At 67.9% G+C, this 26,489-nt stretch carries 21 protein-coding genes and 1 tRNA gene; 14 read left to right on the top strand and 8 right to left on the bottom strand.

Features of this window, described 5'->3' with window-relative positions; genetic code table 11:
- Nucleotides 1-56: 56 nt before the first annotated feature.
- Nucleotides 57-917 carry a thioredoxin gene (gene trxA, locus ACQKDV_RS04465; protein ID WP_427782582.1) on the bottom strand — a complete coding sequence of 287 codons (861 nt, stop codon included), beginning with the start codon at nucleotides 915-917 and terminating at the stop codon, nucleotides 57-59.
- Between the two features lie 163 nt (nucleotides 918-1,080).
- Between trxA and ACQKDV_RS04470 the strand changes: the two genes are divergently transcribed.
- From ACQKDV_RS04470 to ACQKDV_RS04505, 8 genes are all read left to right on the top strand, one after another.
- Entirely contained in the window at nucleotides 1,081-1,680 is a 600-nt protein-coding gene (locus tag ACQKDV_RS04470; protein ID WP_427782584.1) for a DUF998 domain-containing protein, read from the top strand.
- Between the two features lie 105 nt (nucleotides 1,681-1,785).
- Nucleotides 1,786-4,551 carry a leucine--tRNA ligase gene (locus ACQKDV_RS04475; RefSeq protein ID WP_427782585.1) on the top strand — a complete coding sequence of 922 codons (2,766 nt, stop codon included), beginning with the start codon at nucleotides 1,786-1,788 and terminating at the stop codon, nucleotides 4,549-4,551.
- A gap of 133 nt (nucleotides 4,552-4,684) precedes the next feature.
- Nucleotides 4,685-5,269 (top strand): LPS assembly lipoprotein LptE, encoded by a 585-nt coding sequence (gene lptE, locus ACQKDV_RS04480; RefSeq protein WP_427782586.1) that lies wholly within the window; start codon nucleotides 4,685-4,687, stop codon nucleotides 5,267-5,269.
- A gap of 9 nt (nucleotides 5,270-5,278) precedes the next feature.
- A complete protein-coding gene (gene holA, locus ACQKDV_RS04485) occupies nucleotides 5,279-6,316 on the top strand; it encodes a DNA polymerase III subunit delta (protein WP_427782587.1) in 1,038 nt (345 codons plus the stop codon).
- Nucleotides 6,317-6,985, top strand: coding sequence for a nicotinate-nucleotide adenylyltransferase (gene nadD, locus ACQKDV_RS04490; protein ID WP_427782588.1), 669 nt, complete (start codon nucleotides 6,317-6,319; stop codon nucleotides 6,983-6,985).
- Nucleotides 6,986-7,055: 70 nt separating this feature from the next.
- Nucleotides 7,056-7,466: a ribosome silencing factor gene (gene rsfS, locus ACQKDV_RS04495; protein ID WP_324808376.1), complete on the top strand. Its 411-nt coding sequence runs from the start codon at nucleotides 7,056-7,058 to the stop codon at nucleotides 7,464-7,466.
- A 64-nt stretch (nucleotides 7,467-7,530) separates the two neighbouring features.
- Nucleotides 7,531-8,001 (top strand): 23S rRNA (pseudouridine(1915)-N(3))-methyltransferase RlmH, encoded by a 471-nt coding sequence (rlmH, locus tag ACQKDV_RS04500; protein WP_427782589.1) that lies wholly within the window; start codon nucleotides 7,531-7,533, stop codon nucleotides 7,999-8,001.
- 22 nt (nucleotides 8,002-8,023) lie between these two features.
- Nucleotides 8,024-8,100: transfer RNA gene (locus ACQKDV_RS04505), tRNA-Asn, on the top strand.
- Between the two features lie 247 nt (nucleotides 8,101-8,347).
- Here ACQKDV_RS04505 and ACQKDV_RS04510 read toward each other — a convergent pair.
- The 3 genes from ACQKDV_RS04510 to ACQKDV_RS04520 form a co-directional block, all read right to left on the bottom strand.
- The gene (locus tag ACQKDV_RS04510) at nucleotides 8,348-11,137 is read right to left on the bottom strand and encodes a TonB-dependent receptor (protein WP_427782590.1); all 2,790 of its coding nucleotides are present in this window, start codon (nucleotides 11,135-11,137) and stop codon (nucleotides 8,348-8,350) included.
- Nucleotides 11,138-11,360: 223 nt separating this feature from the next.
- The gene (locus tag ACQKDV_RS04515; protein ID WP_427782591.1) at nucleotides 11,361-12,020 is read right to left on the bottom strand and encodes an energy transducer TonB; all 660 of its coding nucleotides are present in this window, start codon (nucleotides 12,018-12,020) and stop codon (nucleotides 11,361-11,363) included.
- 266 nt (nucleotides 12,021-12,286) lie between these two features.
- Nucleotides 12,287-13,024, bottom strand: coding sequence for an SIMPL domain-containing protein (locus ACQKDV_RS04520; RefSeq protein WP_427782592.1), 738 nt, complete (start codon nucleotides 13,022-13,024; stop codon nucleotides 12,287-12,289).
- Between the two features lie 129 nt (nucleotides 13,025-13,153).
- On the opposite strand from ACQKDV_RS04520, the gene ACQKDV_RS04525 reads away from it, so the two are divergent.
- The 4 genes from ACQKDV_RS04525 (at nucleotide 13,154) to tldD (ending at nucleotide 20,663) form a co-directional block, all read left to right on the top strand.
- Nucleotides 13,154-13,762, top strand: a complete 609-nt coding sequence (locus ACQKDV_RS04525) for a Maf family nucleotide pyrophosphatase (RefSeq protein WP_427782593.1) — start codon at nucleotides 13,154-13,156, stop codon at nucleotides 13,760-13,762.
- Entirely contained in the window at nucleotides 13,755-15,242 is a 1,488-nt protein-coding gene (gene rng / locus ACQKDV_RS04530; RefSeq protein ID WP_324808391.1) for a ribonuclease G, read from the top strand. Before ACQKDV_RS04525 ends, rng begins: the two co-directional genes overlap by 8 nt.
- A 30-nt stretch (nucleotides 15,243-15,272) precedes the next feature.
- Nucleotides 15,273-19,154 (top strand): YhdP family protein, encoded by a 3,882-nt coding sequence (locus ACQKDV_RS04535; protein WP_427782594.1) that lies wholly within the window; start codon nucleotides 15,273-15,275, stop codon nucleotides 19,152-19,154.
- Between the two features lie 63 nt (nucleotides 19,155-19,217).
- Nucleotides 19,218-20,663, top strand: a complete 1,446-nt coding sequence (gene tldD, locus ACQKDV_RS04540) for a metalloprotease TldD (RefSeq protein ID WP_427782595.1) — start codon at nucleotides 19,218-19,220, stop codon at nucleotides 20,661-20,663.
- 41 nt (nucleotides 20,664-20,704) lie between these two features.
- Here the strand turns inward: tldD and yjgA are convergent, their stop codons facing one another.
- Nucleotides 20,705-21,292 carry a ribosome biogenesis factor YjgA gene (gene yjgA / locus ACQKDV_RS04545; RefSeq protein WP_427782596.1) on the bottom strand — a complete coding sequence of 196 codons (588 nt, stop codon included), beginning with the start codon at nucleotides 21,290-21,292 and terminating at the stop codon, nucleotides 20,705-20,707.
- 67 nt (nucleotides 21,293-21,359) lie between these two features.
- Between yjgA and pmbA the strand changes: the two genes are divergently transcribed.
- Nucleotides 21,360-22,727 (top strand): metalloprotease PmbA, encoded by a 1,368-nt coding sequence (pmbA, locus tag ACQKDV_RS04550; protein ID WP_427782597.1) that lies wholly within the window; start codon nucleotides 21,360-21,362, stop codon nucleotides 22,725-22,727.
- Between the two features lie 87 nt (nucleotides 22,728-22,814).
- Complete coding sequence (locus tag ACQKDV_RS04555) at nucleotides 22,815-23,177, top strand: DUF4870 domain-containing protein (RefSeq protein ID WP_427782598.1); 363 nt, start codon at nucleotides 22,815-22,817, stop codon at nucleotides 23,175-23,177.
- 96 nt (nucleotides 23,178-23,273) lie between these two features.
- Here the strand turns inward: ACQKDV_RS04555 and ACQKDV_RS04560 are convergent, their stop codons facing one another.
- From ACQKDV_RS04560 to tilS, 3 genes are read right to left on the bottom strand one after another with little or no spacing between them, the layout of a single operon-like run.
- Complete coding sequence (locus ACQKDV_RS04560) at nucleotides 23,274-24,152, bottom strand: polyprenyl synthetase family protein (protein ID WP_427782599.1); 879 nt, start codon at nucleotides 24,150-24,152, stop codon at nucleotides 23,274-23,276.
- Nucleotides 24,142-24,402, bottom strand: coding sequence for an exodeoxyribonuclease VII small subunit (locus tag ACQKDV_RS04565; protein WP_229290080.1), 261 nt, complete (start codon nucleotides 24,400-24,402; stop codon nucleotides 24,142-24,144). Before ACQKDV_RS04565 ends, ACQKDV_RS04560 begins: the two co-directional genes overlap by 11 nt.
- Before the next feature lie 36 nt (nucleotides 24,403-24,438).
- Complete coding sequence (gene tilS, locus ACQKDV_RS04570; protein ID WP_427782600.1) at nucleotides 24,439-25,725, bottom strand: tRNA lysidine(34) synthetase TilS; 1,287 nt, start codon at nucleotides 25,723-25,725, stop codon at nucleotides 24,439-24,441.
- Between the last annotated feature and the right edge of the window lie 764 nt (nucleotides 25,726-26,489).

Here is a 26,489-nt window from a genome sequence, read left to right on the forward strand (position 1 = left end):
CCGATCACATTATCGCCCGCGCTCAGTGCCGGTATCTGAACGGCACCCGCCGTGGTTCAGAACAGCAGCGAGGCCATCTTCCGGCGGTAGCGGCCAACCAGGTCTTCGTCGGTGATGACGTTGAAGGCATCGATCATCACCTTGCGCGGCAGGCCATCGGCGTAGCTGCGGTCGATGCGCAGCATCTCCAGGAACTGTTCCAGCGCCGCTTCGTCGTGGCCGCCGAGCAGCAGCTGTACGCCGCGCAGGTGGCGGGCCTGCAGGTCCTTGCCGTCGGCGGCGATGCGCGCCTCCAGGGCTTCCGCCGACGGCGCATCCTTCAGCGCGGTGGCGAAGGCCAGACGGGCACGGGCGCGCACAGCGCGGTCGTCGGTGGCGAGGTTGGCGGGCAGGGCATCGATCAGCGTGCCGGCCTCGTCCACGCCACCTACCTGCAGCAGGGCCAAGGCCAGGTCCAGTTTCAGCTCGTCCTTGTCCGGCTCGGCAGCGATCTGTGCCCGTAGCACGTCCACCTGTGCCTGCGGATCCAGCGGAGCCTCGTCCTCGGTGGCGGTGTCGCCGACGTCGGCCGGCACGATGCCGTGCTGGGCCAGGAATTCGCGCAGCTGGCCCTCGGGGATGGCACCGGGGAAGCCGTCCACCAGCTGGCCGCCCTTGACCAGGAATACGGTGGGCACCGAGCGGATCTGGAAGGCGGCGGCGATCTGCTGTTCGGCATCGACATCGACCTTGGCCAGCTCGAAGGCACCGTTGTACTCGGCCGCCAGCTTTTCCAGCATCGGCCCCAGGGTCTTGCACGGGCCGCACCAGGTGGCCCAGAAGTCCACCAGAACCGGCGTCTGCAGCGACTTCTGCAGGACCTCGGCCTCGAAAGTCGCGGTGGTGGCATCAAATACGTGCGTCGTCGTTTCGGTCATGGGGGAGGTATTGCCAGGCAACGGGAGACCGATTCTATGGTGTCGATCCATGTCGGTCTCAACCCTGTCCTCACAGCGGGCACAGGCCAGCACGACGCAGCTTGGCGGTTTCTGCGCCTGCCGCGACAATGCAGCGGTCTTTCATTACAGGTGGATCCGCGCGATGTCCGTGCTCTGGCTTGATCGTTGGGTGGGGCTGCTGGCGGCGGCGTTGTTCATCTTGGCGGTGGCCGGCTTCGGCGCGGGGCTGACGGGCTATGCGCAGTCCGTGCATCCGCTGGCGCTGCTGGGTGCCCACGGCGTGCCGCATGCGCTGGCCTTCAACCTGCTGGGCCTGGTACTGCCAGGTGCGCTGGCGATGGTCGTGGCCGAGCGCCTGCGCCGGCAGCTGCCACTGGGGGCGGGCTGGGCGCCGCGCGTGGGCAGCCAGATGCTGCTGCTGGCGGGATTGGCCTTCGCGGCGATGGGCCTGCTGCCGCTGGACCCGGAGGACCTGCACGGCGGCGCCAGCCAACTGCATGCCAGCGCGTGGATGGTGTGGGTGCTGGGCTTTGTGGTCGGCACGCTGATGCTGGGCATCGCGTGCCTGCGGTCGGGGCAGGCACGCGCGATGGCGGGCCTGGCGGTGGCCTGCGGTGCGCTGGCTGGCCTGGCCGCCTTTATCCTGCAGGGCGTGCTGCCGGCACCGCTGGCGCAGCGGCTGGCCTTTGCCTGCTGGGCGGTCTGGCTGGCACTGGCCCTGCCGCTGTCGCGGGGGCGCTGAGACGCCCGCTGCGCCACCGCCGCATGGGCTTCCCCGCCACGGGATTGGAGTGGTTTGCCGCACTGCGGTACGCTGTACCGCTTTGCCGCCGCATCCGCGTGTTCCATGACCAGCGCTGAACCCATCGCCTACGACCCGCAGCAGGTTGAATCCGCCGCCCAGAGCTTCTGGGACGCCACCCGTGCCTTCGAGGTCGATGAATCCTCGGACAAGCCGAAGTACTACTGCCTGTCGATGCTTCCGTACCCGTCCGGTGCGCTGCACATGGGCCACGTGCGCAACTACACCATCGGTGACGTGATCAGCCGCTACAAGCGCATGACCGGCCACAACGTGCTGCAGCCGATGGGCTGGGATGCGTTCGGCCTGCCGGCGGAAAATGCCGCGATCAAGAACAGGACCGCGCCGGCAGCGTGGACCTACAGGAACATCGACCACATGCGCAGCCAGCTGAAGTCGCTGGGCTATGCCATCGACTGGTCGCGCGAGTTCGCCACCTGCCGTCCGGACTACTACGTCCACGAGCAGCGCATGTTCACCCGCCTGATGCGCAAGGGCCTGGCCTACCGCCGCAATGCGGTGGTGAACTGGGACCCGGTCGACCAGACCGTGCTGGCCAACGAGCAGGTCATCGACGGTCGCGGCTGGCGTTCCGGTGCGCTGGTGGAAAAGCGCGAGATCCCGCAGTGGTTCCTGCGCATCACCGATTACGCGCAGGAACTGCTGGACGGCCTGGATGAACTGGACGGCTGGCCGGAATCGGTCAAGACCATGCAGCGCAACTGGATCGGTCGTTCCGAAGGCCTGGAAATCCAGTTCGACGTGCGCGATGTCGACGGCAGCGCGCTGGACCCGCTGCGCGTGTTCACCACCCGCCCGGACACCGTCATGGGCGTGACCTTCGTGTCGATCGCCGCCGAGCACCCGCTGGCGCTGCACGCGGCGAAGAACAACCCGGAACTGGCGGAAAAGCTCGCCGATTTCAAGCAGGGCGGCGTATCCGAGGCGGAGTTGGAGACTCAGGCTAAAAGAGGCGTCAACACTGGGCTGAAGGCAATTCACCCTGTAACCGGTGACCCGATTTCAATCTGGGTCGCGAATTTTGTGCTGATGGGGTACGGGACCGGTGCGGTGATGGCGGTTCCGGCACATGATCAGCGGGATCATGAGTTCGCCATTGGCGTCACCAACAGCCGCATCAAGTATGTCGTGGCGCCGGCCGCCTGGGTCGAGAGCTGGGCGCAGATCAAGGCCGGTTTGAAGGGCGCTTGGGTTGGTTGCCCCGATTACCCCGCAGATCTTGACGATATCAACGCGGCACTTTCGGCAGCGCAGTCCATGGTTGATTCAAGCCAGCTGCAGGATGAAATCATCGCATTCGCCGAGCATCTCCGGCTGCCGTATCTGGAAAAGGATGGGCAACTGGTCAACTCGGCCGAATTCGATGGCCTGGATTTCCAGGGCGCCTTCGAGGCGCTGGCCGAACGTTTCGAGCGCAAGGCCCAGGGCCAGCGCCGCGTCAACTACCGCCTGCGCGACTGGGGCGTGAGCCGCCAGCGATACTGGGGCTGCCCGATTCCGGTGATCTACTGCGCCAAGTGCGGTGCGGTGCCCGTGCCGGAAGAACAGTTGCCGGTGGTGCTGCCGGAGGACGTGGCGTTCTCCGGCACCGGTTCGCCGATCAAGACCGACCCGGAATGGCGCAGGACCACCTGCCCGGAGTGCGGCGGCGCGGCAGAGCGCGAGACCGACACGTTCGACACCTTCATGGAGTCAAGCTGGTACTACGCCCGCTACACCTCGCCGGGCGCCCGTGATGCCGTCGACAAGCGCGGCAACTACTGGCTGCCGGTGGATCAGTACATCGGTGGCATCGAGCACGCGATCCTGCACCTGATGTATTTCCGCTTCTACCACAAGCTGCTGCGTGACGCGCGGATGGTGGACAGCAACGAACCGGCGCGCAACCTGCTGTGCCAGGGCATGGTGATCGCCGAAACCTACTACCGCCCGAACCCGGACGGCTCGAAGGACTGGATCAACCCGGCCGACGTGGACGTGCAGCGCGACGAGCGCGGCCGCATCACCGGCGCGACCCTGATCGCCGACGGCCAGCCGGTGGTGGTTGGCGGCACCGAGAAAATGTCCAAGTCGAAGAACAACGGCGTGGATCCGCAGGCCATGGTCGGCAAGTACGGCGCCGACACCGTGCGTCTGTTCTCGATGTTCGCCGCGCCGCCGGAGCAGTCGCTGGAGTGGAACGAGGCGGGTGTGGACGGCATGGCGCGCTTCCTGCGCCGCCTGTGGGCCCAGGTGCACAAGCACGCCGCTGACGGCGCCGCCCCGGCACTGGACGTGGCCGCGCTGGATGCCAACCAGAAGGCGCTGCGCCGCAAGACCCACGAGACCATCGGCAAGGTCGGCGACGACTACGGCCGCCGCCACAGCTTCAACACCGCCATTGCCGCGGTGATGGAACTGATGAACGCGCTGGCCAGGTTCGACGATGCCAGCGAGCAGGGCCGCGCGGTGCGCCAGGAAGCGCTGCAGGCCGTCGTGCTGCTGCTCAACCCGATCACCCCGCATGCCAGCCACGCGCTGTGGCAGGTGCTGGGCCACGGCCAGACGTTGCTGGAAGACCAGCCGTTCCCGCAGGCCGACACTGCGGCGCTGGTACGCGACGCGCTGACCCTGGCTGTGCAGGTCAACGGCAAGCTGCGTGGCACGATCGAGGTGGCCGCCGACGCTGCACGCGAGCAGGTGGAGGCGCTGGCCCTGGCCGAGCCGAACACGGCCAAGTTCATGGAAGGCCTGACGGTGCGCAAGATCATCATCGTCACCGGCAAGATCGTGAACATCGTCGCTGCCTGATGTACCCGGCACCGGCCGCCGCACAGGCGGCCGGTGCGTTGTCGCCACGGCCACCGGCCGATGGCCCTGCGTTCACGCGTCCTCGGGCACGCTGTCTGTTGCCGTGATCGCCCGGCTCCGCCAGACTGTTCCCATGACCCGAATCCTGCTTGCCCTCGTCCTTGTCCTCGGCCTTGCCGGCTGTGGCTTCCACCTGCGCAACAAGTTGATGCTGCCGACCGACACCGCGCCGGTGAAGGTGGTGTCCACCGCGCCCTACAGCGAGCTGGTCAAGCTGTTGAACCGCAGCCTGCTGGCCTCCGGTGCGAAGCTGGCCGAGGAGGACAGCAAGGATCCGGCAGCGCAGCTGCAGGTGTTGTCCGAGCGCTGGGGCGACCTGCCCATCGCCATCGACGCGCAGGGCCGTGCACAGGAATACAGCCTGCGCTATGCGGTCATCTTCATCTTCCGCCGCGAGGATGGCAGCGAACTGGTGCCGCAGCAGGTCATCGAACTGTCGCGCGATTACGTGTCGCCGCCGACCGACGCCACCGGTACCACCACCGAACGCGAGATCCTGGCCGACGAGCTGCGCCGGGAAATGTCCGCCTCGATCATCCGCCGCATCGACAGCGTGGTGCGTGCCGAGATCGAGAAGGGCGGCAGCCTGTCGGCGCCGAAGGCCAAGCCGGTTGAAGGCGCGGTGCCGGCCGAGCCGGTCCCCGCAGCCAAGCACTGAGCCGCAGCGATGGAACTGCGTCCGGAGCAGCTGGCCAGCCAGGGCGCTGATACCGCGCTGGCACCGGTCTACCTGATTGCCGGCCCGGAAACCCTGCGCGTGCTGGAGGCGGCCGACGCCATCCGGGCGCGCGCACGCGCCGCCGGTATCGGCGAGCGCGAGGTGTTCGACGCCGACGGTCGGGATTTCGACTGGAACCAGCTCGATGCCAGCTTCAATGCACCCAGCCTGTTCAGTGCCCGCCGCCTGGTCGAGGTACGCCTGCCCAGTGGCAAGCCGGGCAAGGACGGCGCCGAGGTGATCAGCCAGTTCTGCGCCAATCCGGCGCCGGATGTGGTGCTGCTGATCACCGCCAACGAATGGAGCAAGGCCCATCAGGGCAAGTGGGCCGAGGCGGTCAACCGCGTCGGCGTGCTGTCGGTGGCCTGGGCGATCAAGCCGCATGAGCTGCCGGACTGGATCGAGCGCCGCCTGCGCAGCAAGGGCCTGCGTGCCGATGGCGCGGCCGTGCAGCGGCTGGCCGAGCGGGTGGAAGGCAATCTGCTGGCCGCCGCGCAGGAAATCGACAAGCTGGCGCTGCTGGCCGACGGCCAGCCGCTGGACGTGGAGCGGATGGAGTCGCTGGTGGCCGACGCCGCCCGCTACGACGTGTTCCGACTGGTCGAGGCGACCTTCTCGGGCCAACCGCAGGCCGTGCTGCGCATGCTGGCCGGCCTGCGTGGCGAAGGCGAGGCCGTGGCCGCGCTGATGCCGATCGTGATCCGTGAACTGCTGGCCGGTGCCGGCCTGGCGCGGGTGCAGGCCCGCGGCGGCAACCTGGCCGCCGAAATGAAATCGCGCGGCATCTGGGAATCGCGGCAGGCGCCCTACAAGCGCGCGCTGCAGCGCCACCCGGAAGGCAAGCGCTGGGAACGCTTCGTGGCCGAGGCCGGCCTGGTCGACCGCATCGCCAAGGGGCGTGCCGACGGTGACGCCTGGGTGGCGCTGGAGCGCCTGCTGGTGGCGGTGTCCGAGGCCCGTGCCGTGCGCCTGCTCGCGCGGGCCTGAGTGATGAGCCTGCGGATCTATTACGGGGGCACCTTCGATCCGGTGCACCTGGGCCATCTGGCCATCGCGCGGGCCGCCCGCGACGAACTGCAGGTGGCCGTGCGCATGCTGCCGGCTGCCGACCCGCCGCATCGCGCCGTACCGGGCGCCACCGCTGAACAACGCTGCCGCATGTTGGCGCTGGCCATCGGTGACGAGCCCGGCCTGCTGCTGGACCGGCGCGAGCTGGACCGGGCCGCGCGTCACCCTGGCCGCCCGTCCTATACCGTGGACACCCTGCGCGAGCTGCGCGCGGAACTTGGCCCGAGCCGACCGCTGGCCTGGCTGGTGGGCGCCGACAGCCTGCTGGCCCTGCCGGCCTGGCATGAATGGCAGGCGCTGTTGGGTCTGGCCCATTTCATCGTGGCCGAGCGCCCGGGCAGCCCGCTGCGTGATGCAGTGGCCGGCGAGCTGGGCCAGGCCCTGGAAGGGCGCTGGTGCGATACCGAGCAGGCCTTGTTTGCCAGCCCGGCCGGCCGCGTGCTGCGCCTGCACCAGCCCCTGCGCAGCGAATCGGCCAGTGCCGTACGTGCGCAGATTGCCGCGGCGGGCCCCTGGCGGGCGATGCTGCCCCCGGCGGTGGCCGACTACGTGGCCGAGCAGCGCCTGTACCGCGCCACGACGCCATGAAGCGCGCCGTGAATGGCGTCGGCGCGGCTTGCCCGTATAATCGCCCCCACGTTTATAGAGTCGATCCACTTTGAGCAACCAGACCCAGCCCCAGACCATCAAAGTCGAACTGCCCAGCCCGCCGCCCTCCGTGCCGGATCTGCTGGCCAGCGTCCGCCAAGCCACCGAAGACCTGAAGGCCAAGGACCTGGTCGAGATCGACGTGCGCGGCCGGTCCAGCGTTGCCGACTACATGATCGTCGTGTCGGGTACTTCGACCCGCCACGTCAAATCGATTGCCGATGAGGTCGTGCGCTTCGCCAAGAACATCGACGTGATGCCCCTTGGCGTGGAAGGCGAGCGCGAAGCCGAATGGGTACTGGTTGACCTGGGCGATGTGATCGTCCATGTGATGCTGCCGCGCGTGCGCGAGTTCTACGCGCTGGAGCGCCTGTGGACCGTCGGCGACCAGCCGCCGCCCAGCGACGACGAAGTGGCCTGAGCCACGCGGCGATGCACCTTTCGACGGCGCCGATGGCGCCGTCGACGTTTTGGAGATGCCATAGATGAAAGCGCGCCTGATCGCCACCGGTGAACGCGCACCCAGCTGGGTCGCGCAGGGGTTTGCCGAATACCAGAAGCGGCTGTCGCACTGGCTGCCGTTCGAGCTGGTGGAAATCGAGCCGGGCCTGCGCGGCAAGGGCCGCGATGCGCGTCGCGCCACCGAGGACGAAGGCAAGCGGGTGATCGCCGCGCTGCCGAAGAATGCCTATGTCGTAGCCTTGGACGTGCCGGGCCGCCAGCTCAGTTCCGAACAGCTGGCACAGCGCCTGGAGCATTGGCGCGCACAGGGAAGGGACCTGGCATTCCTGATCGGCGGGCCGGAAGGTCATTCACCGGATGTGTCCGCGTTGGCCGATGAGAAATGGTCGATCGGACCGCTGACGCTGCCGCACATGCTGGTACGGCTGGTGGTGGCCGAGCAGCTGTATCGCGCGGCGGCAATGATTGCCAATCACCCCTACCATCGCGCGTGAAGAGTGGTTATACTGATCGTCTGCCCGAATAGCTCAGCCGGTTAGAGCACTTGACTGTTAATCAGGGGGTCGTTGGTTCGAGTCCAACTTCGGGCGCCACCTTTGAAAACCCGCATCGCGAGATGCGGGTTTTTTTTGCGTCGACTGTCCGGCCCTGAAGTCCCTGTAGAGCCGAACCCACGTTCGGCTGCTGTGGTTTTTTGTAGAGCCGAGCCCATGCTCGGCTGCTGCAGAACCGCAGCCGAGCATGGGCTCGGCTCTACAGAGCACGGCATCGGCGCCACCATTTCCGCAAAAGCAAAGGCCCGGGCAGATGCCCGGGCCTTTGCGGGTGACGCGACTTCGATTACTTGAAGGTGTACTTGGCGCCGACGGTGAAGTAACGGCCAATCGCACCGCTGAAGTGCAGCGGGTTGTAGTTGACCGCACCGTAGGTGCTGGGGTCGAGCGGGGCGATGCGGTCGAACACGTTCTGCACCGAGGCGTTCAGTTCGAAGGCATCGGTGATGTTCCAACGGCCGGAAAGATCGAAGGTGGTGAAGGAGGAAATCTTCTCCACCGGCGTGCCGTCTTCGTAGAAGGCCAGGTAATCGCCACCGCGGCGGTCCTTGTTCTCGATGCTGTCGATGTAGTTGACCACACCGCTGACGCTCCACGGGCCCTGCTTCCAGGTGGTGCCGAAGTTGATTTTGTCCTGCGGCGTACCGATGCAGTTGGTCACGTCGCAGTTGCCGTGGGTGCCGACGTAATCGACGGTGGTATCACCCTCGGTACGCTCGAACTTGAGGATGTGGCTCCACTGCAGGTCCATTTCCAGCTGGCCCGGACCCAGGTCGAAGGTCTGCCGCACATCGGTATCGATACCGCGCACACGCGAGGAGTTGGCGTTCACATAAGCCGTGTTGACCGCCAGGATGGTGCCGCTGTTGGCCACGCCGCCGATGTTGTTGGAGTCACGCAGCACGTTGCCGGCCGCGATCGCATCGGCGGTGCTGCCCTGGGCGATTTCGTTGGTGCGCTTGATTTCCCAGGCATCCACGGTCAGCGAGGTGGTGGAGGTCGGCTGCAGCACGATACCCACCGAGTAGCTCTTGGACTCTTCCGGCTTCAGGTCCTTGTTCGGGCGGGTGATGATCGCCACCGAGCGCGCGGTGCACTCGTTGGCCGGATCGATGGCGCAGCGCACCGGATCGCGGGCGTTGGAGAAGGCCGCCAGGCCACCGTCACCGTTTTCGGCCGGGTTCGGCGCGCGGAAGCCTTCGGCGTAGCTGGCGCGCAGGGCGATCCAGTCGGCCGGGGTCCACTTCACGCCCAGCTTCGGCGTGGCCTTGCCTTCACCGCTTTCGTACTTGTCGTAACGCACGGCGCCGGACAGTTCCAACGATTCCAGCACTGGCGCGGACAGTTCGGCGTAGCCCGCATACACGTTCTGGGTGCCGTCATAGGCCGAGTAGCCCAGGCCGATGATCTGGCCGACGTCGGTGAAGGTCTGCGGGGTCAGGCTGTTGCTGGTCTTGCGCCACTCGGTACCGAAGGCCAGGCCCAGCGGGCCGCCCTTCAGGTCCATCAGGCTGCGCGAGATGGTGAAGTCGAACATGTCCAGGCTGGACTTGGCGCGGGCGCTGATGGTCGGGCTGATCGCGTCGTAGACCGACTGCGGGGTCAGCGACGCGTTGTCGCCAATGCGCCAGGTGCCATACGGGCAGGCCGGGTTGCCCAGCACGCAGCGCACGGCGTCGTAGTTCAGGAAGCCGGTGCGCTTGTTGACCAGGTCGGTGCCCGAATGCAGGTAGGCGGTGTCGTAGCTCCACTCACCCCAGTTGCCCTTCACGCCCACCAGGAAGCGGTTGAACTCGTTGGTGTTGTTGGTCACGCGCGGGCCCACATCCCAGGCGCTGTAGCGCAGGCGCGCAGCGTAGGGCAGCGGATTGTCCGGGTGGCCGGCATACAGCTGGGTAGCACCCGGGCCGCTGTTGGCATTGACCGGGCCACCCGGGTAACCCCAGCCGCCGGAGACGCCGGACGGCGTATTGCTGAAGATGGTTTCCTTCTTCGAATAGCCGATCTCGGTGTAGACCTCGCCGCCTTCACCAAAGGCAAAGCTGGCACGACCGAACACGTTGACGTACTTCTCTTCCGGGGTCAGGTCGCGGTACTGCTGCGCCGGATCCCACAGGCAGCCCTGTGCCTGGGCAGTGGCATCGGTCTGCCCCGGAATGGTGCTCACGCCGGCACAGCCCGGCAGGGCGACCAGGTGGCCGGTGTTGTCGAACACCGAACCGTTCGGGCCGGTGCCGCCGGCGGTGCCGCCGGACAGGTAGGCGCCACCGAGGAACTGCGCATCGGCGGCATCGTAGCCCCAGCGACGGATATCGCCGGTACCGATCCACTTGCGGTTCTTGCGGTCGCTGATCTTGATCGCATCGGTCTTGCCGACGTCCAGGCTGAAGAAGGCGTTCCAGCCATCGCTGGAGAGGTCGCCGGTACCGGCGGTCAGGGTGGCCTTCCTGGCATCGCCGTCGCCATCACCGGACATGCCGTAGGAACCGCGCAGGATCGCGCCCTGGAAGTCGCTGCGCAGGATGATGTTGACCACGCCGGCGATGGCGTCCGAACCGTAGATGGCCGACGCGCCGTCCTTCAGCACCTCCACGCGTTCGACGGCGTCGAGCGGGATGGTGCTGAGATCGGTGAACACCTTCTGGCCATCATCGGCCAGGCCGTAGGTCGCCATGCGGCGGCCATTCAACAGGACCAGGGTCGATCCAGCACCGAGGCCGCGCAGCGAAATGCCGGCGCCACCGCCGGCAAAGCCGTTGCCGAAAGTCTTGGGAATCGAGCCGGCGCCATCGGCGGTCAGCGTCTGCAGGTACTCGGCGACTGTGGTCTTGCCGGTGCGGTCGATTTCCTGCCGCGTCACCACCTGCACCGGGGACGGAGTCTCGGTGTTGGTGCGCGGGATGTTCGAACCGGTGACCGTGATGCGGTCAAGGTTGGTGGCCTGTTCCTGTGCGAAGGCAGAGGAGGAGGCAACGGCGCCGACCAGCAGCAGGGTGCCGCCAGCGAGGATATGGGTGATGGACGATGCCAGGTGGTTTTGGCGGCGGCTGGCGGGCCGTTGGATCGGGTGTTTCACAGCTTCTCTCCTGACTGGAAAACTCGAGCATTGAGGGCGTCATCCGGTATGTACCGGGACGTATCAATCTAGGTTTCTGCCAGGTGACGAAGCTGTGAAGTTTTACTGAATTCGTAACGATCTTTCGACCGAAGCGAAATGTTTTGGCGCAGACGGCTCTTGACGAGGCGCCAAATTGGAGAGCAGTGGGCGGCCCGGCATGGCGCCGGGCCGCCCGCGGGCTTCAGTCGGGCAGGGAGAACTGCACCGGCACCATGCCAATGGCCGGCACGGTCTCACCGTCTTGCTCGGCCGGCACGAAGCGCCACTGGCGCAGCACCTGCTGGCGGGCGGCCTGGTCCAGGCTGCGCGAGCCACTACTGCGCTCGATGCTGACGTTCACCGGCTTGCCGCTGGTATCGACCTCGACCCGCAGCAGCACGGTGCCCTGCTCGTGGTTGCGCAGGGCCTGGATCGGGTAGGCCGGCGGCGGTGCGCTGCGGTACTGCAGTTGCACCCCGGCCATCGGCGTGGACGGCGCCAGACTCGGTGCCGCCTGCACGGGGGCCGGTTCGGCCGCGGGCAGGATGATGCCCTGGGCCTCTTCCAGCGTTGCGGTCGGGGCGGGCAGCGGCGGAACCACAGTCGGCGCGGCCTGCGGCCTGGGCTTGACCTCCGCCTGCACCGGCTTCGGGTCCACCGGCAACGGCTCCGGTGGCTTCGGCTGTTCCTTGGGAATCAGCCTGACCTCGGTGGTGTCGCGGGGGAGAGCAGTGATGGCTTGGTAGGTTGCCGGGATCAGCAGCAACAGGAAGGCCAGCAGGTGCAGGGCGATGGCCGCGCTCCAGGCGGCGACGCGGGCGGGATCGAACTGCAGCGGTACAACGGGATACGTACGAACCATGGTCCACCTCCATGCCAGTGACGAAGTCCTCAACGCACCAGGGCCGCCATCGGGGTTGCCGCACGCGGCTGGCGGTCAATCATTAGCGCCAGCCGCCGGCACCTGCCTAGAGGCAGGGGCAGGGCTGTTGGGCTGGGCTTCATGAACTGGTAGCACCGGGCCATGCCCGGCGGAAGGTGGGATGCCGCTTCGCTCGCAGGGCGGGGCCCCGCGCTACCGGTTTGTCCGGCGGCAGCGCCGGGCCATGCCCGGCGGATGATGGGCCGTCAACGCCCCAGTTCGAACACCACGTCCAGGTTCACCGACACGGTCGACTCGCCCGGCGCCACCGGGGTGGCTTTGTCCATCGCCGCACCGGCAGCCATGGCCCGCATCATCGGCATCGGGCGGAAGCCGCCGTTGCTGTTTTCGGAAATGCTGACGATGCGGCGCACCTGCAGGCCCAGTGACTTCGCATAGGTCTGGGCACGGGCCTGGGCCTTCTTCAGCGCGGCCAGGCGAGCTTCGTCATAGACCGGTTCGGGCTGGTCGATCTCGAACTGCGGGCCGTTGATCTGGTTGGCGCCCTGTGCGGCCAGCGCATCGAGCACCTTGCCGAGCTTGGCGATGTCGCGCACCTTCAGGCTGACGGTGTTGCTGGCCTGGTAGCCGGTGATCTTCGGCGCTTCGTTGTCGGCATAGCGGTACTGCGGGTTGAGGCTGACGCCGCTGGTCTGCACGTCGCGCTCGGCGATGCCGGCAGCCTTGATCGCGGCCAGCACCTTGTCCATCTGCTGGGCGTTCTGGCGCATGGCGCTGTTGCCGTCGGCGGCCTGGGTGACCACGCCGGCCGAGAGGGTGGCCACGTCCGGCACGCGGGTGGCCTCGGCATTGGCCGAGATGTTCAGCAGGGTGCCTTCGGCCGCGGCGGCGATCGACGGTGACGACGGGGCAGCGTGGGCGGTCATCGAGGCTCCAAGAGCGAGGGACAGGGTGAGCAGCAGCGGGGTGGCGGTGCGGCGCATGGGATCTCCTTGTTGTGCGGTGAGGGTGGTGTCGTAGCGATGAACGCGCTGTGAGTCCGGTCGGGGTTGGCGGTGCATCGGGTGGGGTTGCCGACGATTCAGGCAGCGCCCTCAGGTTATGCTGTGCCGATGCTCTATCTCGCTTCCCGCTCCCCCCGACGCAACCAGCTGCTGGCTCGACTCGGACGCCCCTTCCAGGCACTCGACCTGGAGGTGCCCGAGCGGCGTGCGGCAGCCGAAAGCGCCGACGCATATGTATGCCGTGTCGCCGCCGACAAGGCGCGCGCTGGCTTGGCGCAGGTGCTGGCCGTCGACCCGCAGGCGCGGGTGCTGGGTTCTGACACCGAGGTGGTGCTGGAAGGCGAGGTGTTCGGCAAGCCGGCCGATGCGGCCGATGCGCGGGCGATGCTGGCGCGACTGGCCGGGCGCACCCACCAGGTGATGACGGCCGTGGTGGTGGTGGGCGCTGACGGGCTGGACAGTGAGCTGGTCGTCTCCGAAGTCACCTTTGCCCCGATCAGCGCCGACGACATTGCGGCCTATGTCGCCACCGGCGAGCCGCTGGACAAGGCCGGTGCCTACGCCATCCAGGGCGGGGCCGAGCGCTGGATCGAACACCTTTCCGGCAGCTACTCCGGTGTGATGGGGTTGCCGCTGCTGCATACCGATCGTCTGCTGGCGCGCTGCGGCGTGCCGGCCCCCATTGCCGATGCCGCCAGGGAGGCTGCTGATGTCTGAGGAAATCCTGGTCAATGTGACCCCGCGCGAGACGCGCGTCGCGGTGATCGAAAACGGCATGCTGCAGGAGCTGCACATCGAACGCGGCTGGCGCCGCGGGGTGGTCGGCAACATCTACAAGGGCAAGGTGCAGCGGGTCATGCCCGGCATGCAGGCCGCCTTCGTCGAGGTCGGCCTGGAGCGCGCCGCGTTCCTGCATGCCAACGACGTGGTGCGGCCGGCGCCGGTGGCCAGTGCCGATACCGAGAACACCACCCTGCCGCCGCCGTCCAGCGTGCCCATCGTCGAGCTGCTGCGTGACGGCCAGGACATCGTGGTGCAGGTGGTGAAGGACCCCATCGGTACCAAGGGCGCCCGCCTGACCACCCAGATCAGCATTCCGTCCCGTTACATGGTGCTGCTGCCGCAGTCCAAGGTAGTGGGCGTGTCGGCGCGCATCGAGGATGAAGGCGAACGCGCGCGGCTGAAGGCGCTGGTGACCGAACTGTCCGCCCAGCACGGCGGCTATGGTTACATCGTGCGCACCAATGCCGAAGGGCAGCCGGCCGAGGCGATCGCCGAGGACGTGGCCTACCTGTCGCGCGTCTGGAACGTGGTCGAGCGCCGCGGCCGCGAGGCGCCTTCGTGCAGCAACATCTACGAAGACCTGAGCCTGCCGCTGCGTTCGGTGCGCGATCTGATCCGCAAGGACGTGGACAAGGTGAAGGTGGATTCCAAGGAAACCTTCGCCCAGCTGCAGGCCTTCGTGGCCAAGTACATGCCGGTGCTGGCCGAGAAGCTGGAACTGTATTCGGGCGACCGGCCGATCTTCGACATGTTCGGCGTGGAGGACGAGATCGGCCGCGCGCTGGACAAGCAGGTGCCGCTGAAATCCGGTGGCTACCTGGTCATCGACCAGACCGAGGCGATGACCACCATCGATGTGAATACCGGGTCGTTCCTTGGCCAGCGCAACCTGGAAGAGACCGTGTTCCGCACCAATCTGGAGGCCGCGCAGGCGGTGGCCAGGCAGCTGCGGCTGCGCAACCTGGGCGGCATCATCATCATCGATTTCATCGACATGGATGACGCCGAGCACCGCCGCCAGGTGCTGCGCACGCTGGAAAAAGCCCTGGCCCGCGACCATGCCAAGACCACGGTCTACGACTTCTCGCCGCTGGGGCTGGTCGAAATGACCCGCAAGCGCACGGTGGAAAGCCTGGAGCGGCAGCTGTCGGAAACCTGCCCGCAGTGCAGCGGCCGCGGCAGCATCAAGACCACCGAAACGGTGACCTACGAGATCTTCCGCGAGATCACCCGCGCAGTGCGCCAGTTCGATGCGGCGCGCCTGCTGGTGATCGCCTCGACCAAGGTCGTGGCGCGCATCACCGACGAGGAGTCGGCGGCGGTGGCAGAGCTGGAGGAGTTCCTCGGCAAGAGCATCCGCTTCCAGGCCGATGAGCAGTACCTGCAGGAGCAGTTCGATGTCGTTCTGCTGTAACCCGCACGGGCCGGGCACCGGTCGAGGCCGATGAGCGCGCCGCCGCGCCTGCGACTGCGAAGGATCCGCCGTCATTTCATTGCTGCGTGTGCGGTCGCGCTGGTCGTACTGGCCCTGCTGGTGGGTACGCTCAGCCAGCTGCTGCCGCTGGCCGAGCGCCACCCCGAGGCCATCGCTGCGTGGTTGAGTGAACGTGCCGGGCAACCGGTGCGCTTCGAACAGCTGGATACCGCCTGGACGCGGCGTGGCCCGCTGCTGCAGCTCAAGGGCCTGCGCATCGGTGCCGGGCAGGGCCTGGCCATCGGCGAGGCCGAAGTGCTGGTGTCGATGTACAGCGGCCTGCTGCCGGGCCGTTCCCTTACCGAGCTGCGCCTTCGCGGTGTGGCCCTGGACCTGCAGCAGGGCGTGGACGGACGCTGGTCTGTGCGTGGCCTGCCGCAGTCCAGCAGCGATGGTGACCCGCTCGATGCGCTGCGTCGGCTGGGCGAGCTGCAGGTGATCGGTGGCCGCCTGGGCGTGCACGCGCCCGCGCTGGGCGTGGATGCCACGCTGCCGCGCATCGACCTGCGCCTGCGGGTGGATGGCAACCGTCTTCGGGTGGGCGTACGCGCCTGGGCACAGGCCGACGCGCTGCCACTGACGGCGGTGCTGGATCTGGATCGCCGCCATGGCAATGGCCAGGCGTGGCTGGGGGCCGACCCGGTTGATTTCCATGCCTGGTCGCCGTTGCTGGCAGCCGGTGGCCTGCGCCTGCGTGAGGGCAAGGGCGAACTCAATCTATGGCTGACCCTGCGCGATTTCGCACCGGTGGCCGTCACCACCGATTCGGACCTGCGCGAGGTGCACCTGGAAGGCGCACCGATGCCGGGGGTGGCCGCGCCCGGCCTGCAGCTGCAGCGCGTGCAGGCGCGCCTGCGCTGGCAGCGCCAGGGCGATGGCTGGGCGCTGCAGGTGCCACGGCTGCGCCTGCGCAGCGGAGCGGACGAACAGCGGCTTGACGGCCTGCAGGTGCAGGTGGGCAGGCAGCTGCGGATCAGCAGCGGGCCGGTCCAGGCCGGTACCGCTCTGCGCGCTCTGGCCTTGAGCGACCGGCTGGATGCAGGGCTGCGCCATTGGCTTTATCTGTCCAAGCCGCAGCTGGACGTGCGTACGCTGCAAATGCAGGGCCAGCGTGACGGTCCACTGTGGGCGCAGGGTGAACTGCAGGCGCTGGGCTTTGCCAGCATCGGCGACGCACCGGGCGTGCGCGGCCTGGGCGGTCGTTTCGAAGGCGATGCTGATGGCTTCAGCCTGCAGCTGAAGCCGCAGCAGGAACTGCAGTTCGACTGGCCCACCGGCTTCGGCGAGCGCCACGACCTGCACCTGGCCGGGCAGATCGTCGGCTGGCGCGATGAAGCGGGCGGCTGGCGCATCGGCACCCCGGCCATGCGCGTGGAAGGCACCAACTATGCGGCCGACGTGCGCGGCGGGGTCTGGTTCCAGGGCGACGGCACGCGCCCGTGGCTGCAACTGGCGGCCAAGCTGGATGATGTGCCGATGACCGCCGCCAAGCGGTTCTGGATCCATTCGAAAATGAGCAAGGGCGCCACCGATTGGCTGGATGCCGCTTTGGTGGGCGGCCAGGTGCGCGGCGGCATCGGTCTGGTCAGCGGTGATCTGGACGATTGGCCGTTCGACCACAACGATGGCCGCTTCGAGGCCACCGGCCACATCAGCAACGGCGACATCCGCTTCCAGCACGATTGGCCGGTGATGGGCCAGGTCGATGCCGATATCGCCTTCATCGGCCCCGGCTTCCACATGCAGGGCCGCGGCGATCTGGCCGGCGTGGCAGTGCAGAAGTTCGAGGCGGGCATTGCCGATTTCGGCCAGCAGCCGCTGTACGTGCGCGCCGACAGCCAGAGCGATGCCGGCCGGCTGCTGGCGATGCTGCGGCAGAGCGGGCTGCACAAAGAATACGGCGACACCCTCGACAATCTGGTGGCCAGCGGACCGGCCAACGTGCATTTCGATCTGCTGCAGCCGCTGCACCACGACGAAGGCGGCGGCCACCTGGGAGGCACGGTGGACCTGGCCGGGGTGAAGCTGGTGGACAAACGCTTCGATCTCGAATTCGATGCAATGCGCGGCCAGGCACGCTATGGCAGCGGTGGGTTCGGTGCCGAGGATCTGGCCGTGCGCCACCTCGGTCAGGACGGCCGCTTGAGCCTGCGCGCCGGGGGCTACGTGCGTGATCCGGCGCTGGCCTTCGAATCGGAACTGTCCGCCCGCCTGGATGCCAAGGTGCTGATCGACCGGGCGCCGGAGATGGCCTGGCTGAAGCCCTACCTTGATGGCACCTCGGCTTGGACCATCGCGGTCAACCTGCCCAAGGCAGTTCCCGGTGCGCCGGCCCCGCCGAGCGAGCTTCGCCTGCATTCGGACCTGGTCGGTACCCGCCTGGACCTGCCGGCGCCGCTGGACAAGCCGGCGGCAGACCCGCTGGCCACCACTGTGTCGGCCCAGCTACCGATGGGCGATGGGCGCATCGACGTCGCCTTCGGCCAGCGCCTGGCCCTGGCGGCGCGCACCCACAACAACCAGACCGGCGTGCAGGTGACGATGGGAAGCGGTCGCGTCGACCGTGATCCGCCGCCGAGCGGGCTGGTCATCAACGGCCACAGTCCGACCCTGGATGCGCTGGAGTGGATCAGCCTGGCCCGTGGCGCAGGCGGTGACGGCGACCCGATGCCGCTGCGCGCGGTGGACGTGCAGGTCGGCCGGCTGATGCTGATCGGCGGTATCTTTGAACAGACCCGGCTGCGGCTGCGGCCGGGCGCGCAGGCCCTGGAGGTGCGCTTGGACGGTCCCGCGCTGGCAGGCCGCCTGAGCGTGCCCAATGCCGACGGCGGCACCATCAGCGGCCAGCTTGACCGCGTGCACTGGCAGTCGCCCCCGACCGCGCCGGACGCTGACAGGGCAGTGGCTGCTGCGCGGCCGCAGACCGGTGCCGATGACATCGATCCGGCCAAGCTGCCCCCATTCGCGCTGGACATCGCCGACCTGAAGTTCGGCAAGGTGGTGCTGGGCCAGGCGGTGCTGCGTACGCGGCCGCTGGGCAATGGGCTGAACGTGGACCAGCTGCGCTTCCGCGCACCCGATCAGGAGATCGACATCACCGGCCGTTGGCTGGGCAAGGGCGACGGTGCACGCACTGAGCTGACCGCGGACGTGCGCAGCGAAGACCTGGGCGGGTTGATGCAGAACCTGGACTACGGCGGCCAGCTGCGTGGCGGCTCCGGACAGGCGCAGCTGCAGGCAGCCTGGGCAGGTGGCCCGTCGGATTTCCAGCTGGGCAATCTACAGGGCACGCTCGACATCGATGCGCGCAATGGCCAGCTGCTGGAACTGGATCCCGGCGCCGGCCGCGTGCTCGGCCTGCTCAGCGTGGCGCAGCTGCCGCGTCGCCTGATGTTCGATTTCCGCGACTTCTTCTCCAAGGGCTTCGCCTTCAACCATATCGAAGGCGGCATGCGCTTCGCCGATGGCATGGCGCGTACCGACAAGGTGCTGATCGAGGGCCCGGCGGCCAACATCACCATCCGCGGCCAGACCGATCTGCGCCAGCAGCAGTTCGACCAGACCATCGATGTCAACCCGCGCGCGGGCAACCTGCTGACCGTGGTTGGCGCGGTGGCCGGCGGCCCCGTGGGCGCGGCGCTGGGTGCGGCCACCAATGCGGTATTGTCCAAGCCATTGGGCGAGATCGGCGCCCGCACCTACCGGGTCACCGGCCCGTGGAAGGAGCCCAAGGTGGAGGTGATCGAGCGCAGCCGCGACCGCACCCCGGCTCCATCGCCGGCGTCGGCTCCGGCCCCGGTTCCGGTTCCGGGCGTGCCGCCGAGCGTCACCGACCTGCCGCGCCCGCGTTGAGCGGCGTGGCCCCTGTTCATCCGCGGCCTTGCCTGGCCGCCTCCAGACCCCCAGATCGAGACCATGACTGATAACGCACTGACGCTTGCCCAGGACCGCCTGCTGCGCCCCGGTGGCCTGGACACCGCCGGCCTGGAGCGCACCTTCGGCCAGTTGCTGGGCCCCGGCGTGGACTTCGGCGACCTGTACTTCCAGCATGCCCGGCGCGAAAGCTGGAGCGTGGAAGACGGCATCGTCAAGGACGGCGCCCACTCCATCGAGCAGGGCGTGGGCGTGCGCGCAATCGCCGGTGAGAAGACCGGCTTTGCCTATTCCGATGACATCCATGCCGATGCCCTGCTGACCGCGGCGCAGTCGGCCCGCGCGATTTCGCGCGAGGGCGGCGCGCAGACCGGTCGTTCGCTGCTGCGCGGCAACGCGCGTGCGCTGTACCCGACGCTGGACCCGATCGACAGCCTGGGCAACGAGGCCAAGGTGGAGGTGCTCAAGCGCCTGGACGGCTACCTGCGTGCTGCCGACCCGCGGGTGAAGCAGGTGATGGTCAGCCTGTCCGGTGGCGTCGACACCGTGCTGGTCGCGCGCACCGACGGCGTGCTGGGCGCCGACGTGCGCCCGCTGGTGCGGCTGAACGTGCAGGTGATCGTCGAGCAGAACGGCCGCCGAGAATCGGGCTATGCCGGCGGCGGCGGCCGCTACGGCTATGCCGAATTGTTTGCCGAGGGCCGCCCGGAAGCCTTCGCCCGCGAGGCGCTGCGGCAGGCACTGGTGAACCTGGATGCGGTACCCGCGCCGGCTGGCGTGATGCCGGTGGTGCTCGGCCCGGGCTGGCCCGGCGTCCTGCTGCACGAGGCGGTCGGCCACGGCCTGGAAGGGGACTTCAACCGCAAGGGCACCAGTGTCTACGCTGGCCGCATCGGTGAGCGGGTGGCCGCGCCGGGCGTGACCATCGTCGACGACGGCACCCTGGATGGCCGTCGCGGCTCGCTCAACATCGATGACGAGGGCCACCCGAGCCAGTGCACCACGCTGATCGAGGACGGCATCCTGGTGGGCTACATGCAGGACAGCCTCAATGCGCGGCTGATGGGCGTGGCGCCGACCGGCAACGGCCGCCGCGAATCCTTCGCGCACCTGACCATGCCGCGCATGACCAACACTTACATGCGCGCCGGCCAGCACGACCCGAAGGAGATGATCCGTTCGGTGAAGAAGGGCCTGTACGCCGTCAACTTCGGTGGCGGCCAGGTCGACATCACCAGCGGCAAATATGTGTTCTCGGCCACCGAGGCCTATCTGATCGAGGATGGCCGGATCACCGCGCCGGTGAAGGGCGCTACCCTGATCGGCAACGGGCCGGAAACGATGCAGAAGGTACGCATGGTCGGTAACGACCTTGCGCTGGATGAGGGCGTGGGTATCTGCGGCAAGGATGGCCAGAGCGTGCCGGTGGGTGTGGGCCAGCCCTCGCTGCTGATCGAGGGCATCACGGTCGGCGGTACCCAGGCCTGAACCGGGCGATGGCCAGCGCCACCGCCCGGGCCGGCGCGGACTCAGTCCTCGTCGGCTTCGCCGGTCTCGACGTCGTCGGCCTCATCGGCCACGGCCTTCAGGCCCAGCGCCGCCGGCAGCATCAGCGCGCGCAGCACCTGGAAGATCTCGCGGTAGGCGCGCGGCGGCTTGTTCTTCGCCTTTTCGGCCTGCGCGTTGCGCACCAGCGTGCGCAGCTGCTGGCGGTCGGCCTGCGGGTAGTCGTCCAGCAGGGCGGCCAGCGCCTTGTCGCCATCGGTCAGCAGGCGCTCGCGCCAGTCTTCGGCGCGATGCATCATCGCCACCTCGCGGCGGCCGGTTTCGCTGTTGGCGTCCAGCGCATCGCGGATCGCGTCCAGCGTGGCGTCTTCCTCGCGGCGCATGTGCTTGGCCAGGAACGCCAACTGCCGCTTGTGGGCGATGTGGGCGGTGATCCGCTTGCACTCGGCGATATGCGGCAGCAGGTCTTCCGGGATCGGCAGGCGCGCCAGCTGGGCCGGGGTCAGCGACACCAGCTTCTCGCCCAGGGCCAGGACATCGAGCGCGTCGCGCCGGTTCTGGCTGCGGCTCTTGTCGTGGAATTCACCGGTTTCTTCGTCGCGTCCGCGCATCGTCCCTACCTGATCTCAAAAAAGTCGCCCGGCGTGATGCCGGGCCCAACCCGCACAGGATAAAGCATTGAACGTGATCGCCCCTGAAGTGGCCGTCGGCGACGACAGCCCGGCCCGTCTGGAACGCCTGGCCGACCTTTCCCAGCAGCTGCTGGAGCGCGCCCGCGCGCTGGGCGCCAGCCAAGCCGAAGTGAGCTGCAGCGAAGACCGTGGCATGGAAGTGAATGTCCGCCTCGGCGAGGTCGAGACCGTGCAGTCCACCCGCGACGGTGGCATCGCCGTGACCGTCTATTTCGGCCAGCGCAAGGGCAGTGCCAGCACCGCCGACCTGAACGAGGCAAGCCTGGCGGCCACGGTCGAGCAGGCCTGCGCGATCGCCCGGCACACCGAAGACGACCTGGCCGCCGGCCTGGCCGAGGCCGCGCTGATGGCCCGCGATTTCCCTGATCTGGACAGCTGGCACCCCTGGGCGCTGCAGGCCGACGAGGCCGTGGACCTGGCCCTGGCCTGTGAAGCGGCTGGCCGCGAGGCCGACGCCCGCATCAGCAACTCCGATGGCGCTTCGGTGTCGAGCATGCAGAGCGTCTCGGTCTATGCCAACTCGCACGGGTTCATCGGCCGCGAGCGCGGCACCCACCATTCAGTCGGCTGCGCGCTGATCGCCGGCAGCGGCGACGGCATGCAACGTGATGGCTGGTACACCGGTGGCCTGGCCCGCGAGGACCTGGAGGCAGCCGACCATGTGGGCCGCCACGCGGCCGAGCGCACCGTGGCCCGCCTGCAGCCGCGCTCGCTGCCCACCAGCAGCATGCCGGTGCTGTTCGCCCCGGAAGTCGCGCGCAGCCTGGTCGGCCACCTGCTGTCGGCGGTGTCCGGCGGTGCCCTGTACCGTCAGGCCAGCTTCCTGCTGGACAGCGTGGGCCAGCAGCTGTTCCCCGACTGGATGCAGATCGAGGAGCTGCCGCATCTGCGCCGTGGCCTGCGTTCGGCCGCCTTCGATGGTGACGGCGTGGCCACCCGCGCCTCGGCGCTGGTCCGTGACGGCGTGCTGCAGCGCTATGTGCTGGGCAGCTATTCAGCACGCAAGCTGGGCCTGCAGACCACGGCCAATGCCGGTGGCGTGCACAACCTGCAGTTGGCGGCCAACGCAGGCCCGTTGCAGGACATCGCCCGGCAGATGGGCCAGGGCCTGCTGGTGACCGAGCTGATGGGGCAGGGCGTGAACGGGGTGACCGGCGATTATTCGCGCGGCGCCGGGGGCTTCAAGGTCGAGAACGGGGAGATCCAGTACCCGGTCGACGGCATCACCATCGCTGGCAACCTGCGGGACATGTTCAGCGCCATTGAAGCGGTCGGCAGTGACATCGACCCGCGCTCGCACATCCGGACCGGCTCGATCCTGGTCGGGCGGATGACCATCGCCGGTAATGATTGATGCCATTGATGGCGTAAGCTATGCGCGCCTGACGCAATCGGCCCGCTGCCGGTTGCTCAAGACCACCCAAAGAAAAGGAGTTTTGTCGTGAGCGATTTCGAAAACGTGCCGGCCGCCGCGAGCGTGCCGAGCGACCAGCGCACCATGGCGCTGGCCGCGCACCTGCTGGGCATCTTCACCGGTTTCATCGGCGCCCTGATCATCTGGCTGATCAACAAGGATGACGCCAGCAAGGCCTTCGTCACCGACCAGGCCAAGGAAGCCCTGAACTTCCAGATCACCATCAGCATCGCCATGCTGATCTGCATCATCCTGATGATCGTGATCATTGGCGGCATCCTGGCGCCGGTTGTCGGCCTGATCAGCCTGGTGTTCAGCGTCATCGCTGCAGTGAAGGCCAACAACGGCGAAGCCTACCGCTACCCGTTCGCGCTGCGCCTGATCAAGTAAGCGGCAACGATCAACGACGCATGAAGAAACGCCCGGCAGTGCCGGGCGTTTCCATTTGCGGCGCGGGTAGCGCCGGGCCAGGCCCGGCGAGCCCGCTCAGTGATCGCGTTCTACCGCCAGCGTCGCCAGCGCACGCAGCGCGTCGGCCTCTTCGCCATACCCGGCCAACGCCGACTGCATGCGCGCTGCCAGTTCGCGGAGGTGCGCCTTGGCGCCGTCCATGCCCAGCAGTGCCGGGAAGGTGCTCTTGTCCTGTGCCTGGTCCTTGCCGGCGGTCTTGCCCAGCTGCTCGGAACTGGCTTCGACATCAAGGATGTCATCGCGCACCTGGAAGGCCAGGCCGAGCGCATCGGCAAAGTCATCCAGCTGGGCCAGCCGTGCTTCCGGGGCGTGGCCGCACAGCGCGCCCATGCGCACCGCGGCGCGGATCAATGCACCGGTCTTCAGGGCGTGCATGCGGGTCAGCGCGGCCAGCGACTGCTGCTGGCCGGTGGCATCGATATCCAGCGCCTGGCCGCCGCACATGCCGGACGCACCGGAGGCGTGGGCCAGGGTCTGCAGGCAGGCCACGCGCAGCGTGGCCGGCAGCGGGGCATCGGCCAGCAGGCCGAAGGCGCGTGTCTGCAGGGCGTCACCGGCCAGGATCGCGGTGGCTTCGTCGAAGGCGATATGGGTGGTCGGCTTGCCGCGGCGCAGGGCGTCATCGTCCATCGCCGGCAGGTCGTCATGCACCAGCGAATAGGCGTGGATCATTTCCACCGCCATGGCAGCGGCATCGAGCTGGTCCGCCGGTGCGCCGAACAGCTGGCCGCTGGCGTACACCAGCAGCGGGCGCATGCGCTTGCCACCGCCCAGCACCGAATAGCGCAACGCCTGGTGCAGGCGCCGGGGTGCTTCGGCAGGGGAGGGCAGGGCGGCGTCGAGCTGACTTTCGATACGGTCGCGCCAGCGGGCAAACTGCGCGTCAGCCGTCATGGCTGGGCGGATCAAAGGGTTCTGCGGTTTCGGGCTGTGCCGGGTCGCTGAGCAGGCGCACGCGCAGTTCGGCCTGTTCCAGCGCCTGCTGGCACTGGCGGTACAGACCGACGCCACGTTCGTAAGCACTGAGCGACGCTTCCAGGCTCAGCTCGCCGGTTTCCATCTGCTCCACCAGCTGTTCAAGCGATTCAAGCGACTGCTCGAACCGGGCAACGGGGGAGGCGTTTTCGGGGGACTTCTTGGCCATGCGACAAGTGTGGACGGCTGCCGCGCGGGGGTCAATTCACCAACCGCCGGGTCGCCACTGCAGCTGCGCATCGTGGGCCTGCAGCCAGGCCTGCAGCGGCGCGGAAACCACCACGTCAGCGGCGGCCAGCAGCTGCCCGCCGTCGAACAACAGGGGCAGCTGCGCGCGCCGCCACGGCGCCAGGTGTTCGCGCTGCAGGCAGTCCTTGAGCGCGTGTGAATGGGTGCGGCCCGGCAGCAGGATGCGTTCGCCGCCCTGCCGCGCACGGACCTGCAGGGGGCGGTCGAACGCTTCGCCGCCAAGCAGGCGAAGCTGCCCGCCATCGGGCAGCGGCAGCGGCTCACGGCCATCCCACGTTGCTTGCCAGCCTGCCGGCAGCACCGGCAGGTGTGCCGGCAGCAGGTAGGCATGGTCGCGCCATTGCTGGATGGCATGATTCTGCCAACGCACCTGGGCCTGGCGATCTTTGGGGGTTTCCAGCAGCTCCTGTTGAAGTTGCCGCAGCACGGAGGCCGGCAACGGCGCGGCGCCATGCGCGCGCACCCAGGCGCGCAGCACCCGTGCACCGCGTGCCGGCGATACCTGGCGCAGCAGCTGCAGCGACAGTACGCGGGGCACCACTTCCAGGTGTGCGATCAGCTCGGCGTCTTCCTCGTCCAGCAGCGTGCGCGTCTGCGCGCAGTGGGCGGCACTGCCGGCCAGCGCAGCGGCTGCATGTGGCCAGCGCTGCCGCAGCAGCGGCAGGACGCGCAGGCGCAGGAAGTTGCGGTCGACTTCGTCGCTTGCATTGCTGGGGTCTTCGATCCAGTGCAGGGCGTGGGTCTGCGCGTAGTCGCGCAGTGCTGCGCGTGCGGTGTGCAGCAGCGGCCGCCACAGGCGGTTGTCGTGCAGGACGCTGTCCTCAGTCATCGCTGCCAGGCCATCGATGCCGGAGCTGCGCAGTGCGCGCAGCAGGAAGGTTTCGGCCTGGTCGTCCTGGTGCTGGGCCAGCGCCAGCGTTTCGCCTTCGCGCAGTTCGGCGGCGAAGGCCGCGCGCCGCGCCTGGCGTGCCGCCGCTTCCAGGCCCAGGCCTGCCGTGGTATCGACCTGCACGCGGTGTACCGCCAGTGCGATGCCCAGCGCATCGCATTGCTGCTGGCAGTGCTGCACCCAGGCATCGGCGCTGGCCTGCAGGCCGTGGTGCACGTGCACGGCGCGCAGGGGCGTGCCGTTGGCCTGTGCGCAGCTGTGCAGCCAGTGCAGCAGCACGGTCGAATCCAGGCCGCCGCTGTAGGCGACGAGCAGCGGGGATTCCAGCGCGACGAGCGTGGGGAAGGTACTCACGGCGGGAAGTATAAGGGGGGGGGGCTGGCAAGGCTGCGCCCTGCACCTGCCGAATCAACGTCAACGTCAACGTCAACGTCAACAGCAGAAGCTGGTTTCCTGAGGGTTGGCGGGGTGGGTCCGGTTGAGGGGGACGGCGTGAATACGTCCATGTAGCCTCGGTCGCCGCATCCATGCGGCTCACGCCCCCTCAACCGGACGCACCCCGCCTTCGACATTATCCCGCGATCTGTCGGAACCTGCTGCTGATGGCGGATACCGATGTTGGTGGGTGCCGGCCGTTGGTCGGCACGGAGATCCATTTCGATATCTGATGGATTTCATCCACGCATGGCGTGGATCTACTGGCCGGGCTCCGACCCCATTTGAATATCGATATCTGACAGATGTGCCGACCAACGGTCGGCACCCACCAACAGCCGCGTGAACCTGTCGAAGGCGGGGCACTGTGGGTTTGCGGGATGTGAGCGCCATGGATGGTGCGACCAAGGCTACATGGACGTACTTGCGCCGCCCCCTCAACCGGACGCACCCCGCCTTCGACATTGTCCCGCGATCTGTCGGAACGTGCTGCTGATGGCGGATACCGATGTTGGTGGGTGCCGACCTTTGGTCGGCACGGAGATCCATTTCGATATCTGATGGATTTCATCCACGCATGGCGTGGATGTACTGGCCGGGCTCCGACCCCATTTGAATATCGATATCTGACAGATGCGCCGACCAACGGTCGGCACCCACCAACAGCCGCGTGAACCTGTCGA

Source organism: Stenotrophomonas sp. NPDC077659, assembly GCF_050268705.1.
In the GTDB taxonomy this organism is placed as follows: Bacteria; Pseudomonadota; Gammaproteobacteria; order Xanthomonadales; family Xanthomonadaceae; genus Stenotrophomonas.